We start from the raw sequence: 14,805 nt of genomic DNA on the forward strand, positions 1-14,805 counted from the left end.
CCGCCGGAAATCACGACGAAAGCGGTCAAGTCCCAATCGTGGGAACACTGCTTCGCTCGCCAGTCGCAACACCGTTGCAAGAGGAAAAACCATGATCGCAAAATCAATCAAGGCCGAAATTGTCAAGGACAACGCCCGTTCCGCCACAGACACCGGCAGTCCTGAAGTCCAGGTCGGCCTGCTGACCGGCCGCATCAATGAATTGATGCCCCACTTCAAGACCCATGCAAAAGATCACCACGGCCGCCGTGGCCTGCTGCGCATGGTTAGCCGCCGCCGCAAGCTGCTGGACTACCTGAAGTCCCGCGACGCCGCCCGTTACATCGCGCTGATCGCCAAGCTTGGCCTGCGTAAATAATCGGTAAACCCATCGACAAGCGCCTGAGTTAGTTCACTAGCTCAGGCGTTTTGCACTTTAAAACTGCAAATAACGTATTCACCTTCAGGCGCGCTGCTTTGGCGCACCTGAAAATTTCGGAGCAAGGCCCAGCGAACACGCGCTGTGTCATTCCACAAGACAAGCCCTGCAATTTCTTGATTTCAGGCGTTTTATGGAATGGCATCGTGTTCAGCCAGCCGCAGCTCCGGGCTTTCGGCACCGCCTCACGTGCCTTGAACAAACGGAGAACAGAACATGAGCATTTTCAACAAAGTCACCAAGTCCTTTCAGTGGGGCCAGCACAAGGTCACGATGGAAACCGGCGAAATGGCGCGCCAGTCCGGCGGCGCCGTGCTGCTCGACATGGACGGCACCGTCGTGCTGGCCACCGTGGTCGCCAAGAAGGATGCCAAGCCCGGCCAGGATTTTTTCCCGCTGACCGTTGACTACCTGGAAAAGACCTACGCCGCAGGCCGCATTCCCGGCAGCTTCTTCAAGCGCGAAGGCCGCCCGAGCGAATTCGAAACCCTGACCTCGCGCCTGATCGACCGCCCGATCCGCCCGCTGTTTCCTGAAGGCTTCTTCAATGAAGTGCAGGTCGTCATCCATGTGCTGTCGCTCAATCCTGAAGTCGAGGGCGACATTCCCGCGCTGATCGCTTCGAGCGCCGCGCTGGCGATTTCCGGCATCCCGTTCAACGGCCCGATCGGCGCTGCCCGCGTGGCCTGCATCGGCGGCGAGTTTGTGCTCAATCCCGGCAAGACCCAGCTGAAGGATTCGACGATGGACTTGGTCGTGGCCGGTACCGAAGCCGCCGTGCTGATGGTCGAGTCCGAAGCCAAGCAGCTGTCCGAAGAAATCATGCTGGCCGCCATCGTTTTCGGCCACGAGCAGGGAAACATCGCCATCAACGCCATCCACGAACTGGTGCGCGATGCCGGCAAGCCGGTCTGGGACTGGCAGGCGCCCGCCAAGGACGACGTGCTGATCGCCAAGGTCGGCGCCCTGGCTGAAGAAAAGTTGCGCGCCGCCTACCAGATTCGCAACAAGCAGGCCCGCACGCAGGCCACGCGCGAAGTGACGACCTGGACCAAGATGGGCCTGAAGGCCGAAGGCGTCGAATTCGACGGCGTGGCCGTTGAAGGCATGCTGTTCGACATCGAAGCCAAGATCGTCCGCAGCCAGATCCTGGCCGGCGACCCGCGCATCGACGGCCGCGACACGCGCACCGTGCGTCCGATCGAAATCCGCAACAGCGTGCTGCCGCGCACCCACGGCTCGGCCCTGTTCACGCGTGGCGAAACCCAGGCGCTGGTCGTCACCACGCTCGGCACCGAGCGCGACGCGCAGCGCATCGACGCCTTGAGCGGCGACTACGAAGACCGCTTCATGCTGCACTACAACATGCCTCCGTTCGCCACCGGCGAAACCGGCCGCGTGGGCAGCCCGAAACGCCGCGAGATCGGCCACGGCCGCCTGGCCAAGCGCGCGCTGATCGCCGTGCTGCCTTCAAAAGAAGAGTTTCCGTACACCATGCGCGTGGTTTCGGAAATTACAGAATCGAATGGCTCCTCGTCGATGGCGTCGGTCTGCGGTGGCTGCCTGTCGCTGATGGATGCCGGCGTTCCCATGAAAGCGCACGTGGCCGGTATCGCTATGGGCCTGATCAAGGAAGACAACCGTTTCGCCGTGCTGACCGACATCCTGGGCGACGAAGATCACCTGGGCGACATGGACTTCAAGGTCGCCGGCACGACGTTCGGCATCACCGCGCTGCAGATGGACATCAAGATCCAGGGCATCACCAAGGAAATCATGCAGGTCGCGCTGGCGCAGGCCAAGGAAGCCCGCATGCACATCCTGGGCAAGATGCAGGAAGCCATGGGCCAGGCGAATGCCGAAGTCTCTGATTTCGCGCCACGCCTGTACGTGATGAAGATCAACCCCGAGAAGATCCGCGACGTGATCGGCAAGGGCGGCGCCGTCATCCGCGCGCTGACCGAGGAAACCGGCACGCAGATCAACATCGAGGAAGACGGCACCATCACCATCGCCTCGAACGACAGCGCCAAGGCCGACGAAGCCAAGCGCCGCATTGCCGAGATCACCGCCGAAGTCGAAATCGGCAAGGTCTACGAAGGCGCGATCACCAAGATCCTCGACTTCGGTGCGCTGGTCAACCTGATGCCCGGCAAGGACGGCCTGCTGCATATCAGCCAAATTGCGCACGAGCGCGTCGAGCGGGTCACCGACTACCTCCAGGAAGGCCAGATCATCAAGGTCAAGGTTCTGGAAACCGATGAAAAAGGCCGCGTCAAGCTGTCGATGAAGGCCTTGCTGGACCGTCCTGTCCACAACCAGGGCTGATCGGTATTTGCTATTAATTTTGTAGCTGCTTGCGCATATGGGACGTTCGCAAATGGCACAAATGATTAAGAAAAAGCATGAGAGTCATTGAAATAACTTCCTTTGGCGCGCCCGACGTGTTGCAACCGGGTACGCGTCCGGATGCACATCCCGCTGCGGGAGAAGTGCTGATCCGTGTCGCTGCCTCCGGCGTGAACCGTCCCGACGTGTTGCAGCGCACCGGAAATTACCCGGTGCCGCCCGGCGCGTCGGATATTCCGGGGCTGGAAGTCTCTGGCGAAATCATTGCCGGTGATGCGCAGGCGATGGAGGCTGCCGGTTTCAGGATCGGCGACCGGGTTTGCGCCCTGGTGGCGGGTGGCGGCTATGCCGAACTGTGCGTGGCACCCGTCGGGCAATGCCTGCCGGTGCCCGAGGGACTGAGCGACATCGAGGCGGCATCGCTGCCAGAGACATTCTTCACCGTGTGGAGCAATGTCTTCGAGCGCGCGAATCTGCAAAAAGGTGAAACCCTGCTGATCCAGGGTGGCTCCAGCGGCATCGGCGTGACAGCGATCCAGATTGCCAAGGCGCTGGGCGCCAAGGTGCTGGTGACCGCAGGCACAGACGAAAAGTGCTCGGCCTGTTTGTCCCTGGGCGCTGACCACGCAATCAATTACAAGACTGGCGACTTTGTTCAGGAAGTCAGGAAACTGACGAACGGGCAGGGTGTCAACGTCATCCTCGACATGGTCGGCGGCAGTTATGTCGCACGCGAAGTCGAATGCCTGGCAGAGGACGGCCGGCTCGTCATCATTGCGGTGCAGGGCGGCGTCAAGGCCGAGTTCAATGCCGGTATGGTGCTGCGCAAGCGGCTGACCATCACCGGCTCGACTTTGCGCCCGCGTTCGCTGGAATTCAAGTCGGCGATTGCTGCAGCGCTGAAAGAAAAGGTCTGGCCCCTGATCGCCAGCGGGGCGATCAAGCCCGTGATCCACAGCACCTTTGCCGCAGCCGAGGCGTCCAGGGCGCATGCGCTCATGGAATCGAATCAGCATATCGGCAAGATTGTTTTAACCTGGTAAATGGCAAGAAAAATGAAAAAGCTGATTGCAGGAAACTGGAAAATGAACGGCAGCCTGGCTGCCAATGAAGAACTGCTGGCCGCGCTTGCCGCCGGGCTGGATCAAGGCACTTACTGCGAGATGGCAGTCTGCATACCTGCGATTTACCTCGCGCAGGTTCAGTCGCTGAAATCAAAATATCCGGCACTGTCGGTGGTGGAAGTCGGCGCGCAGGATGTGTCCGCGCATGCTTCGGGCGCCTACACCGGTGAAATCAGCGCGGCCATGCTCAAGGAACTCGGCTGCCGCTACGCCATCGTCGGCCATTCAGAGCGCCGCCAATACCATGCTGAAACCGATGCGCTCGTGGCTGAAAAGGCCAGGGCCGCGCTGGCCGCAGGCATCACGCCCATCGTTTGCGTCGGTGAAACGCTGGCCGAACGTGAAGCCGGCCGCACCGAAGAAATCGTCAAGCGCCAACTGGCCGCGGTGATCCATGCCAACGGACACTGCATCAGCGAGGTCGTGGTGGCTTACGAGCCGGTGTGGGCCATCGGCACGGGCAAGACGGCTTCGCCAGAAGAGGCCCAGGCCGTGCATGCGGTGCTCAGGGCCCAACTGAAGGCCGCGACCGATCAGTCGGCTCGCATCAAGATACTGTACGGCGGCAGCATGAACGCCGCCAATGCCGCGACCTTGCTGGCCCAGCAGGACATCGATGGCGGGCTGATAGGCGGCGCTTCGCTCAAGGCCCCGGATTTTTTGAAAATTATTGCTTCTTCGCCCGTTTGACGGACACAGTTCGCTATTAAATTAGGAATAATCATGAATATTTTATTGACTGCCGTGCTGGCCGTTCAAATGCTTTCGGCGCTCGGCATGGTTGGCTTGATCCTGGTTCAGCATGGCAAGGGTGCCGACATGGGTGCGGCGTTTGGCAGTGGCGGCTCTGGAAGCCTGTTCGGCGCCAGCGGAAGCGCCAATTTCCTGTCGCGCACGACCGGTATCCTGGCAGCGCTGTTTTTTGCCTGCACCCTCATGCTGGCTTATTTTGGGGGTGCGCAGCAACCCCGCACCAGCTCAAGCGTTCTGGAAGGCGCAGCCGTCACGGCACCCGCCCTGCCAGCTTCTGGCGCGGCCCAGATTCCTGGCACGGCCGCGCCGGCTTCGGCCAATGTGGCGGTTCCTGCTGCACCCGCCGTGCCTGCTTCGGGCGCAGCTCAAATCCCCACGAAATAAGACAACAAAGCCAGGGCTTGAGGGTAAAAGCCTTGTCATTTCAGGGTAAACTCTAAGACAGTCTGGAAAGCAAAAAAGCTGCAAAGTTTCCTCAAGCCATCCAGGCAAAAGTAAGTACCGCGGACGTGGTGAAATTGGTAGACACGCTATCTTGAGGGGGTAGTGGCGAAAGCTGTGCGAGTTCGAGTCTCGCCGTCCGCACCAGATTGACTAGCATCGGCAGCAGCGCCCAAGTCGCTGCTTTCGGCTCAAACGGTAAACTCGTGCAGGCTGTGCAGGTAATCTGTGCAGCTTGCTGTGCGAGTGGCTTTTCAGAAGTTGAAACCCACGATGAACCTCGACCAATACCTTCCTGTTCTCTTGTTTATCCTGGTGGGCGTAGGTGTCGGTATATTACCGATGGTTTTAGGTCGTTTCCTGGGGCCGGTCCGGCCCGACAGCGAAAAAAACTCTCCTTATGAATGCGGTTTCGAGGCCTTTGAAGATGCCCGCATGAAATTCGATGTGCGCTACTACCTGGTCGCCATTTTGTTCATTCTTTTTGATCTTGAAATTGCTTTCCTTTTTCCATGGGCGGTTTCGCTCAAGGAAATCGGTCCGCTCGGTTTTTGGTCGGTCATGGTTTTTCTGGGCATTCTGGTCGTAGGCTTTGTCTACGAGTGGAGAAAAGGTGCGCTGGACTGGGAATAAGAAAAAGCCTTGAAGAAGGCCTTTCAAAAAAGGTACGGGTATGTCACTTGAAGGTGTTTTCAAAGAAGGCTTTGTGACCACGAGCTATGACTCGGTGGTCAACTGGGCCAAGACCGGCTCGCTATGGCCCATGACCTTCGGTTTAGCGTGCTGCGCCGTCGAAATGATGCATGCGGGTGCTGCCCGTTATGACATCGACCGTTTTGGCATGTTGTTTCGGCCCAGTCCGCGACAGTCCGATCTGATGATCGTTGCAGGCACCTTGTGCAACAAGATGGGTCCGGCGCTGCGCAAGGTCTACGATCAGATGGCCGAGCCGCGCTGGGTGATTTCGATGGGATCGTGCGCCAATGGCGGTGGTTACTACCACTACAGCTATTCCGTCGTTCGCGGCTGTGACCGTATCGTGCCCGTGGATGTGTACGTGCCAGGTTGCCCGCCAACCGCCGAGGCATTGCTCTACGGCATCATTCAGTTGCAGCAGAAGATTCGTCGGACCAACACGATTGCGAGGGCTTGATGCCATTGTCTTCACCTCCGGTTTCAATCTCCCAGTTGGCTGAAACCATTGCATCAGTGCTGGGCAGCAATGCAAAAAGTGTCAAGATTGCTGTTGGGGAAATCACGGTAACCGTGGCGGCTGCCGACTATCTGGCAGCGGCAACACTGCTCCGTGACGCGCCTGCCTGTAAATTCGAGCAACTGATGGACCTTTGCGGACTTGACTATTCCGAATATAAAAACGGTCAATATGACGGGCTGCGTTATTGCGTCTCGTCACACTTGTTGTCGGTCAGCCTCAATCAGCGTGTACGGCTCAAGGTGTTTTGTCCCGACGATGACTTGCCTGTTGTTGATTCGGTCAATGGGATCTGGAGTTCGGCTAACTGGTTCGAGCGTGAAGCTTTTGACCTTTATGGCATCGTTTTCGAAGGGCACAACGACCTGCGCCGCATCCTGACAGATTACGGTTTCATCGGTCATCCATTTCGCAAGGATTTTCCGACCACCGGTCATGTGGAAATGCGTTACGACGCCGAGCAAAAACGCGTGATTTATCAGCCCGTCACCATCGAGCCCCGCGAAATGATTCCCCGCGTGATTCGCGAGGAAAACTACGGCGGTCTTCAATAGGCGGTTTTCGCAAGAGATACGACATGGCTGAAATTAAAAACTACACGCTCAATTTTGGACCGCAGCATCCGGCCGCCCATGGTGTTTTGCGTCTTGTGCTTGAACTGGATGGAGAAGTGATCCAGCGCGCTGACCCACATATCGGACTGCTGCATCGCGCGACTGAAAAACTGGCCGAAAGCAAGACCTACATTCAGTCTCTACCTTACATGGACCGGCTCGACTATGTGTCGATGATGTCTAATGAGCATGCTTACTGTCTGGCCATCGAGAAACTGATCGGGGTTGATGTGCCGATTCGTGCGCAGTACATCCGCGTGATGTTCTCCGAGATCACCCGCCTGCTCAATCACCTGATGTGGCTCGGTGCGCACGGACTCGATTGCGGCGCGATGAACATGCTGATCTACTGCTTTCGCGAACGCGAAGTGCTTTTTGACATGTACGAGGCAGTGTCAGGCGCGCGCATGCATGCGGCCTATTTCCGCCCGGGCGGTGTTTACCGCGATCTGCCGGAAAGCATGTCCCAGTACAAGGTCAACAAGATCCGCAATGCCAAGGCGATCGACGCCCTGAATGAAAACCGCCAGGGATCATTGCTCGACTTCATCGATGACTTCGTGACCAAGTTTCCCAAGCTGGTCGATGAGTACGAAACCCTGCTGACCGACAACCGCATCTGGAAGCAGCGTACCGTCGGAGTAGGGGTGGTGTCGCCCGAGCGCGCGCTTAACCTCGGCTTTACCGGTCCGATGCTCAGGGGTTCCGGCTTCGCTTGGGATCTGCGCAAGCAGCAACCGTATGAAGTCTATGCACAGATGGACTTTGATATTCCCGTGGGTAAAACGGGCGACTGCTATGACCGCTACCTGGTCCGCGTCGCGGAGATGCGCCAGTCCAACCGCATCATCAAGCAGTGCGTTGACTGGCTGCGCGTCAACCCCGGCCCGGTGATCACAACCAACCACAAGGTGGCACCGCCGAACCGCGAATCCATGAAGTCCAACATGGAGGAATTGATTCACCATTTCAAGTTGTTTACAGAAGGTTTTCACGTCCCTGAAGGCGAGGCTTATGCTGCCGTCGAGCATCCCAAGGGAGAGTTCGGCATCTACATCGTCAGCGACGGTGCGAACAAGCCGTACCGCCTGAAGATCCGCCCGCCAGGTTTTTCGCACCTGGCTGCCATGGATGAAATGGCGCGTGGACACATGATTGCCGATGCCGTCGCCGTGATTGGCACGATGGACATCGTGTTCGGTGAAATTGACCGCTAACCGCATGACTTCTTCCATGATTTCTGAACAAACCAAAGCGTTTTTTGACCGCGAAGTCGCCAAATATCCAGCCAGCCAGAAGCAGTCGGCCGTGATGGCCTGCCTGCAGATCGTGCAACAGGAGCAGGGCTTTGTCAGTGCCGAAAGCGAAAAGCTGGTGGCCGAGTACCTGGGCATGGCGCCAATTGCCGTCCATGAAGTCACGACTTTCTACAACATGTACAACCAGCAGCCGGTGGGCAAGTACAAGTTCAATGTCTGCACCAACTTGCCTTGCCAGTTGCGCGATGGCGCCAAAGCGCTGCACCATCTGGAGAAAAAACTCGGCATTGCGATGGGTGAAACAACGGCAGACGGTTTGTTTACGCTGCAGCAGTCCGAATGCCTGGGTGCTTGTGCCGATTCCCCGGTGATGCTGGTGAACGATATTCACATGTGCAGCTTCATGAGCAACGAAAAACTGGACCAGCTTGTTGATGGTCTAAAATCGGCGGAGGCTTGAGTTCCATGACGCTCCCATCACATTCCAGCGGCAACGGAGCGGCTCAGTCCGTGCTGTCGCAATTTTCGGCCACCGGCGTACAGACCTGCTTTCATGGCAGGCACATCAATCCGCAAATCCTTGCTGACCTAGATGGCAGCAACTGGGGTCTCGGCGATTATGAAGCGCGTGGCGGCTACCAGGCACTGCGCAAGATTCTTGGTCAGGACGGCGGCGCTGGAATGACACCTGACCAAGTCATTGCCGAGGTCAAGGCGGGCGGCTTGCGGGGTCGGGGGGGGGCAGGTTTTCCGACCGGGCTGAAGTGGAGCTTCATGCCGCGCCAGTTCCCGGGTCAGAAGTACCTGGTCTGCAATTCGGATGAAGGCGAGCCAGGAACCTGCAAAGACCGCGACATCATGCAGTACAACCCGCACAGCGTGATCGAAGGCATGGCGATTGCCGCGTATGCGATGGGAATCAGCGTCGGCTACAACTACATCCACGGTGAGATTTTTGCCACTTACCAGCGCTTTGAAGAAGCGCTGGACGAGGCGCGCGCAGCAAACCTGCTGGGCGATGGCATTCTGGGCAGCAACTTCAATTTCCAGCTTCATGCTTCGCATGGTTTCGGTGCTTATATTTGCGGCGAGGAAACTGCCTTGCTGGAATCGCTCGAAGGCAAGAAAGGCCAGCCGCGCTTCAAGCCGCCGTTCCCGGCCAGTTTTGGCCTGTACGGCAAGCCCACCACGATCAATAACACCGAGACCTTTGCCGCCGTTCCATGGATCATCCGCAACAGCGGAGCCGCTTACCTCGAATGCGGCAAACCGAATAATGGCGGCACCAAGATTTATTCGGTTTCGGGCGATGTCGAATTGCCCGGAAATTATGAGGTGCCCATGGGCACACCGTTCGCCAAACTGCTTGAACTGGCCGGTGGTGTTCGCAAGGGCCGTACGCTCAAGGCCGTGATTCCTGGTGGATCGTCGTCGCCGGTGCTGCCTGCTTCCATCATGATGGAATGCACGATGGACTACGACTCCATTGCCAAGGCCGGCTCGATGCTCGGCTCGGGCGCAGTCATCGTCATGGACGACACCCGCTGCATGGTCGAGTCCCTGAAGCGCCTGTCCTACTTTTACATGCACGAGTCCTGCGGCCAATGTACACCCTGCCGTGAAGGCACGGGTTGGCTGTGGCGTGTGGTGGACCGCATTCACGGTGGTCTGGGCCGCCAGAGCGATCTGGACCTGCTCAATTCGGTGGCGGACAACATCCAGGGCCGCACGATTTGCGCGCTCGGCGATGCCGCAGCCATGCCGGTGCGCGCCATGATCAAGCATTACCGTCATGAATTTGAAAGCATGATCCAGCAAAATACATCGCAAGCCGCCGCTCCCCTGGGCGCAGGCCGTGCCGCAACACAGGCTTGAACGGCGGAAAGAATAAACTATGGTTGAAATACAACTCGACGGCCAGAAGGTGGAAGTGGTCGAAGGCAGCACAGTGATGCATGCGGCGGAAAAAGCAGGCACTTATATCCCGCATTTCTGTTATCACAAGAAGCTGAGCATCGCCGCCAATTGCCGCATGTGCCTGGTTGATGTCGAAAAGGCGCCCAAGCCGATGCCGGCATGCGCCACCCCTGTCACGCAGGGCATGGTCGTGCACACCAAGAACGACAAAGCCATCAGGGCCCAAAAGGGCGTGATGGAATTCCTGCTGATCAACCATCCCCTGGATTGCCCAATCTGCGACCAGGGTGGCGAATGCCAGTTGCAGGATCTGGCCGTTGGCTACGGCGCAGGCGAGTCGCGCTACCAGGAAGAAAAGCGCACGGTCTTCCACAAGGATGTGGGACCCTTGATCTCCATGCAGGAAATGAGCCGCTGCATTCACTGCACGCGCTGCGTTCGCTTTGGTCAGGAAGTCGCTGGCGTGATGGAACTGGGCATGTCGCACCGCGGCGAGCATGCAGAGATTGAAACCTTTGTCGGCATGTCGGTGGACTCCGAACTGTCGGGCAACATGATCGACCTGTGCCCGGTGGGTGCGCTGACCAGCAAGCCTTTCCGCTACAGCGCCCGCACCTGGGAATTGTCACGCCGCAAGTCGGTCAGCCCGCACGACTCAACGGGTGCCAACCTGATTGTCCAGGTCAAGCATGACAAGGTGATGCGCGTGCTGCCGCTTGAAAACGAAGCCGTCAATGAATGCTGGATTGCCGACCGGGACCGCTTTTCCTATGAATCCCTGAATACCGACGACCGTCTGTTGAGTCCGATGCTCAAGCAGGGTGGAGAATGGAAAACGGTTGATTGGCAAACTGCACTTGAATATGTCGCCAACGGCCTAAAACAGATCACGTCTGAATATGGTGCTGACAGCATCGGCACGCTGGCCAGCCCGCACAGCACGCTGGAAGAGTTGCACCTGGCGGCTTCGCTGATGCGTGGACTGGGCAGCGAAAACATCGACTATCGTCTGCGCAATGCCGAATTCACATCTTCGACATCGGTTCGCTGGCTCGGCACTTCGATTGCTTCGCTGTCGCAACTCCACCGTGTTCTGGTAGTTGGTTCCAACCTGCGCAAGGACCATCCGTTGTTTGCACTGCGCATCCGGCAATCGGTTCGCAACGGCTGTGCGTTGAATGCCATTAATTCCGTCTCTGAACTCGCGTCTGCGGACGCCTGGGCCATGCCTCTCGCCAATGTGGCGATTGCACATCCTGAAGATTGGGTGCAAGCGCTGGCCGATGTCGCCACGGCCATTGCAGCAGAAAAGGGCGTTGCCGCACCGGCTGCCGGCCATGCCAGCGACGCTGTCAAGGCGATGGCGGCTTCCCTGCTGGGCGGTGAACGCAAGGCCATCTTGCTAGGCAATGCCGCAGCGCACCATGCTAACGCTTCGAGTCTGCTGGCACTCGCGAACTGGATTGGCGAGCAAACCGGCGCTTCAGTGGGATACCTGACCGAAGCAGCCAACACGGTTGGCGCGCAACTGGTCAACGCCATGCCGGGCAACTCTGGCTTGAATGCGGGCCAGATGCTGGGCGGTAAGCTCAAGGCGGTGATTCTGCTAAATAACGAACCCGAGTTTGATTCAGCCGCCGGCGCGAAGGCCAAGGATTCACTGAATTCGGCGCAAATGGTTGTGACGCTGAGTCCTTTCAAGGCCAATATGCATTTCAGCGACGTGTTGTTGCCAATCGCGCCTTTTACAGAAACACCGGGCACTTTCGTTAATGCTGAAGGCCGCGTGCAGAGTTTTCATGCTGTGGTCAAACCTCGGGGCGAAACGCGTCCTGCCTGGAAAGTCCTGCGCGTACTGGCAAACCTGCTCAATTTGCCGGGCTTTGACTTTGAATCGTCTCAAGATGTACTCAAGAGAATTCCGGGTGCCGATGCCGGCCAGGTGCCTGCAACTCGCTTGGGCAATGCCAGCCAAGGGAAAATCGTTGTCACTGGCGTGACCGGCCCTGCGCCAGTTGTTGCCAGTATTTACCAGCTCGACGGTATGGTCAGAAGAGCCACCTCGCTGCAGCTGACCACAGATGCGCGCAAGGTCGCCGTTACGAAGGGGCAGGCATGATTGATGGCATGTACGCGACAGGCCAGGGCTTGATGGGTGGAATCTGGCCAGCCACTGTCTGGCCTGTTCTTTGGGCTCTCATCAAGATCGTGGCAGTTCTGGCGCCGTTGATGGGTTGCGTAGCCTACCTCACTTTGTGGGAACGTAAAGCCATTGGTTTCACGCAAGTCCGAGTTGGACCCAACCGTATTGGACCGTTTGGCTTGCTTCAGCCGATTGCCGATGCGCTCAAGCTGTTGACCAAGGAAATCATCATTCCCACGGCAGCCAGCAAGGGCTTGTTCGTGCTGGGTCCGATCATGACCATCATGCCCGCGCTCGCAGCCTGGGCTGTGATTCCGTTCGGGCCGGATGTGGCTTTGGCTAACGTGAACGCGGGCTTGCTATTTGTCATGGCGATCACTTCCCTTGAGGTTTACGGCGTCATTATTGCTGGCTGGGCTTCAAACTCGAAATATGCATTTCTGGGCGCAATGCGTGCGTCGGCCCAGATGGTGAGCTATGAAATTGCGATGGGCTTTTGCCTGGTAGTGGTGCTGATGGTTTCCGGCAGTCTGAACATGACGGACATCGTCATGAGCCAGGGCTCGGGCATGGCTGCCAGCCGTGGCCTGACTTTCCTTTCATGGAACTGGCTGCCCCTGCTGCCGATTTTTGTGGTCTATTTCATCTCCAGCCTGGCCGAAACCAACCGTCACCCGTTCGACGTGGTTGAAGGCGAGTCCGAGATCGTGGCCGGCCACATGGTGGAATATTCCGGCATGTCGTTTGCCATGTTCTTTCTGGCTGAATACGCCAACATGATTCTGGTATCCGTTCTTTGTGTACTGTTGTTCCTAGGTGGCTGGCTGTCGCCGATTGACCATGCCTTGTTCAACTGGATTCCAGGCTGGATCTGGCTAGGCCTGAAGACCTTCGTGGTCGTCACCATTTTCCTGTGGGTGCGTTCCACTTTCCCGCGTTTCCGTTACGACCAGATCATGCGCCTGGGCTGGAAAATCTTCATACCTGTGACCCTGGTCTGGCTGGTGGTCGTCGGGGCCTGGATGCAGACCCCTTACAACATCTGGAAATAGGCAAAAAGTCATGTCTGCTGTTGCATCCGTCAAGGATTTTGTTTCAAGTTTCATGCTGACCGAACTGCTTAAGGGCATGGCCCTGACCGGCAAGTACATGTTCAGCCGCAAGATCACGATTCAGTTTCCTGAAGAAAAAACCCCATTGAGCCCGCGTTTTCGTGGCCTGCATGCATTGCGCCGCTACGAAAATGGAGAGGAACGCTGTATTGCCTGCAAGCTTTGCGAAGCGGTATGCCCGGCGCTGGCAATCACCATTGAGTCCGATGTGCGTGAAGACGGCAGCCGCCGCACGTCACGCTACGACATTGATTTGACCAAATGCATTTTTTGCGGATTTTGTGAAGAAAGCTGTCCGGTTGATTCAATCGTTGAAACGCATATTCTGGAATATCACGGCGAAAAACGGGGTGATTTGTACTTCACCAAAGAGATGTTGCTTGCCGTGGGCGACCGCTATGAAAGCGAAATTGCTGCCAACCGTGCAGCAGATGCCAAGTACCGCTAAGACCTCCCGCTCCATTGCCCGCTCTTGTAAGTAGAAAGAATCACCTTCAACATGGACGCTAAAACAGGTCTTTTTTACGTGTTTGCCGCAATACTGCTTTTCGCAGCGTTTCGCGTTATTACAGCCCGCAACCCGGTGCATGCTGCACTTTTTCTGGTGCTTGCCTTTTTTCAGGCAGCGGCTATTTGGATTTTGCTGAAAGCCGAGTTTTTGGCGATCACCCTGGTGCTGGTCTACGTGGGTGCCGTCATGGTGCTTTTTCTTTTCGTGGTGATGATGCTGGACATCAATTTGGACAGTGCTCGCAAGGGTTTCTGGAAGCATTTTCCATTGGCTGGTACGGTGGGTGCCGTCATCGCCCTGGAAATGTCGTACGTGTTGATGGGCGGATTTCGTGAGCCACCACAAGGCGCTTCAGCGCCTGTGTCCGGCGACATTGCGACGCAGGTTTCCAACACCAAGGAACTGGGCAAGGTCCTGTACACACACTATATCTACCCGCTTGAAATTGCTGCTGTTATCTTGCTGGTGGCTATTATTGCTGCAATTGCCCTGACCTTGCGCGAGCGCAAGGATTCCAAGCGAACCAATCCGGCGGATCAGGTTCGCGTTAAAGCGCGAGACCGTGTCAGGCTGGTCAAGATGAAGTCAGTCGTTGCTTCACCTGAGATTGCATCCGTCACATCCGTCGAGGAAAAATAATAATGACGCTCACGCTTGGACATTTTCTTTCGCTGGGCGCCATGCTGTTTGCCCTGTCAGTCATTGGTATTTTCTTGAATCGCAAGAACCTGATCGTGCTTCTCATGGCCATTGAACTCATGCTGCTGGCCGTGAACATGAATTTCGTGGCCTTTTCTTATTATTTGAACGACATGGCTGGTCAGGTATTTGTGTTTTTCATTCTGACTGTCGCTGCAGCCGAGTCTGCCATCGGTCTGGCTATTCTGGTGCTTTTGTTCCGTAACAAGTCCAGCATCAACGTCGACGAACTCAACACGCTTCAGGGTTAAT

The 14,805-nt window shown here is 57.2% G+C and carries 16 protein-coding genes and 1 tRNA gene; all 17 read left to right on the forward strand.

All coding sequences use genetic code 11. The features are described 5' to 3' along the window. The first annotated feature begins 91 nt into the window (after positions 1-91). On the forward strand, positions 92-358 hold the full coding sequence (gene rpsO, locus EC86_RS0103890; RefSeq protein WP_029524379.1) for a 30S ribosomal protein S15: 267 nt from the start codon (positions 92-94) through the stop codon (positions 356-358). 276 nt (positions 359-634) lie between these two features. After that, entirely contained in the window at positions 635-2,746 is a 2,112-nt protein-coding gene (gene pnp, locus EC86_RS0103895) for a polyribonucleotide nucleotidyltransferase (protein WP_029524380.1), read from the forward strand. 77 nt (positions 2,747-2,823) lie between these two features. Beyond that, positions 2,824-3,810, forward strand: coding sequence for an NAD(P)H-quinone oxidoreductase (locus tag EC86_RS0103900; protein ID WP_029524381.1), 987 nt, complete (start codon positions 2,824-2,826; stop codon positions 3,808-3,810). A gap of 12 nt (positions 3,811-3,822) precedes the next feature. Further along, a complete protein-coding gene (tpiA, locus tag EC86_RS0103905; protein ID WP_036771801.1) occupies positions 3,823-4,581 on the forward strand; it encodes a triose-phosphate isomerase in 759 nt (252 codons plus the stop codon). Between the two features lie 33 nt (positions 4,582-4,614). Beyond that, on the forward strand, positions 4,615-5,028 hold the full coding sequence (gene secG, locus EC86_RS0103910; RefSeq protein ID WP_029524383.1) for a preprotein translocase subunit SecG: 414 nt from the start codon (positions 4,615-4,617) through the stop codon (positions 5,026-5,028). Between the two features lie 119 nt (positions 5,029-5,147). Continuing rightward, positions 5,148-5,232, forward strand: a tRNA-Leu gene (locus EC86_RS0103915). A gap of 126 nt (positions 5,233-5,358) precedes the next feature. Then, a complete protein-coding gene (locus EC86_RS0103920) occupies positions 5,359-5,718 on the forward strand; it encodes an NADH-quinone oxidoreductase subunit A (RefSeq protein ID WP_029524384.1) in 360 nt (119 codons plus the stop codon). A 40-nt stretch (positions 5,719-5,758) separates the two neighbouring features. Then, a complete protein-coding gene (locus tag EC86_RS0103925; protein ID WP_011800826.1) occupies positions 5,759-6,238 on the forward strand; it encodes a NuoB/complex I 20 kDa subunit family protein in 480 nt (159 codons plus the stop codon). After that, complete coding sequence (locus EC86_RS0103930) at positions 6,238-6,852, forward strand: NADH-quinone oxidoreductase subunit C (protein ID WP_029524385.1); 615 nt, start codon at positions 6,238-6,240, stop codon at positions 6,850-6,852. The genes EC86_RS0103925 and EC86_RS0103930 overlap by 1 nt, the downstream gene beginning before the upstream one ends. Positions 6,853-6,875: 23 nt before the next feature. After that, entirely contained in the window at positions 6,876-8,129 is a 1,254-nt protein-coding gene (locus EC86_RS0103935; RefSeq protein WP_029524386.1) for an NADH-quinone oxidoreductase subunit D, read from the forward strand. A 16-nt stretch (positions 8,130-8,145) separates the two neighbouring features. Next, the gene (nuoE, locus tag EC86_RS0103940) at positions 8,146-8,631 is read left to right on the forward strand and encodes an NADH-quinone oxidoreductase subunit NuoE (RefSeq protein ID WP_029524387.1); all 486 of its coding nucleotides are present in this window, start codon (positions 8,146-8,148) and stop codon (positions 8,629-8,631) included. Positions 8,632-8,636: 5 nt separating this feature from the next. Continuing rightward, positions 8,637-10,046, forward strand: coding sequence for an NADH-quinone oxidoreductase subunit NuoF (nuoF, locus tag EC86_RS0103945; protein WP_029524388.1), 1,410 nt, complete (start codon positions 8,637-8,639; stop codon positions 10,044-10,046). Between the two features lie 19 nt (positions 10,047-10,065). Beyond that, positions 10,066-12,207, forward strand: coding sequence for an NADH-quinone oxidoreductase subunit NuoG (nuoG, locus tag EC86_RS0103950; RefSeq protein ID WP_029524389.1), 2,142 nt, complete (start codon positions 10,066-10,068; stop codon positions 12,205-12,207). Continuing rightward, positions 12,204-13,283, forward strand: coding sequence for an NADH-quinone oxidoreductase subunit NuoH (gene nuoH, locus EC86_RS0103955; protein ID WP_029524390.1), 1,080 nt, complete (start codon positions 12,204-12,206; stop codon positions 13,281-13,283). The genes nuoG and nuoH overlap by 4 nt, the downstream gene beginning before the upstream one ends. 10 nt (positions 13,284-13,293) lie before the next feature. Then, entirely contained in the window at positions 13,294-13,791 is a 498-nt protein-coding gene (nuoI, locus tag EC86_RS0103960) for an NADH-quinone oxidoreductase subunit NuoI (protein WP_029524391.1), read from the forward strand. 51 nt (positions 13,792-13,842) lie between these two features. Beyond that, positions 13,843-14,493, forward strand: a complete 651-nt coding sequence (locus tag EC86_RS0103965; protein WP_029524392.1) for an NADH-quinone oxidoreductase subunit J — start codon at positions 13,843-13,845, stop codon at positions 14,491-14,493. Positions 14,494-14,495: 2 nt separating this feature from the next. Next, complete coding sequence (gene nuoK, locus EC86_RS0103970; protein ID WP_007864437.1) at positions 14,496-14,804, forward strand: NADH-quinone oxidoreductase subunit NuoK; 309 nt, start codon at positions 14,496-14,498, stop codon at positions 14,802-14,804. Position 14,805 lies beyond the last annotated feature (1 nt).

The sequence above is a fragment of the Polaromonas glacialis genome (assembly GCF_000709345.1).
Taxonomy (GTDB): Bacteria; Pseudomonadota; Gammaproteobacteria; order Burkholderiales; family Burkholderiaceae_C; genus Polaromonas; species Polaromonas glacialis.

Bases quoted from the DNA above. Each gene is read 5' to 3' on its own strand.
- rpsO (WP_029524379.1), top strand. From the start codon at position 92: ATGATCGCAAAATCAATCAAGGCCGAAATTGTCAAGGACAACGCCCGT.
- pnp (WP_029524380.1), top strand. From the start codon at position 635: ATGAGCATTTTCAACAAAGTCACCAAGTCCTTTCAGTGGGGCCAGCAC.
- EC86_RS0103900 (WP_029524381.1), top strand. From the start codon at position 2,824: ATGAGAGTCATTGAAATAACTTCCTTTGGCGCGCCCGACGTGTTGCAA.
- tpiA (WP_036771801.1), top strand. From the start codon at position 3,823: ATGAAAAAGCTGATTGCAGGAAACTGGAAAATGAACGGCAGCCTGGCT.
- secG (WP_029524383.1), top strand. From the start codon at position 4,615: ATGAATATTTTATTGACTGCCGTGCTGGCCGTTCAAATGCTTTCGGCG.
- EC86_RS0103920 (WP_029524384.1), top strand. From the start codon at position 5,359: ATGAACCTCGACCAATACCTTCCTGTTCTCTTGTTTATCCTGGTGGGC.
- EC86_RS0103925 (WP_011800826.1), top strand. From the start codon at position 5,759: ATGTCACTTGAAGGTGTTTTCAAAGAAGGCTTTGTGACCACGAGCTAT.
- EC86_RS0103930 (WP_029524385.1), top strand. From the start codon at position 6,238: ATGCCATTGTCTTCACCTCCGGTTTCAATCTCCCAGTTGGCTGAAACC.
- EC86_RS0103935 (WP_029524386.1), top strand. From the start codon at position 6,876: ATGGCTGAAATTAAAAACTACACGCTCAATTTTGGACCGCAGCATCCG.
- nuoE (WP_029524387.1), top strand. From the start codon at position 8,146: ATGATTTCTGAACAAACCAAAGCGTTTTTTGACCGCGAAGTCGCCAAA.
- nuoF (WP_029524388.1), top strand. From the start codon at position 8,637: ATGACGCTCCCATCACATTCCAGCGGCAACGGAGCGGCTCAGTCCGTG.
- nuoG (WP_029524389.1), top strand. From the start codon at position 10,066: ATGGTTGAAATACAACTCGACGGCCAGAAGGTGGAAGTGGTCGAAGGC.
- nuoH (WP_029524390.1), top strand. From the start codon at position 12,204: ATGATTGATGGCATGTACGCGACAGGCCAGGGCTTGATGGGTGGAATC.
- nuoI (WP_029524391.1), top strand. From the start codon at position 13,294: ATGTCTGCTGTTGCATCCGTCAAGGATTTTGTTTCAAGTTTCATGCTG.
- EC86_RS0103965 (WP_029524392.1), top strand. From the start codon at position 13,843: ATGGACGCTAAAACAGGTCTTTTTTACGTGTTTGCCGCAATACTGCTT.
- nuoK (WP_007864437.1), top strand. From the start codon at position 14,496: ATGACGCTCACGCTTGGACATTTTCTTTCGCTGGGCGCCATGCTGTTT.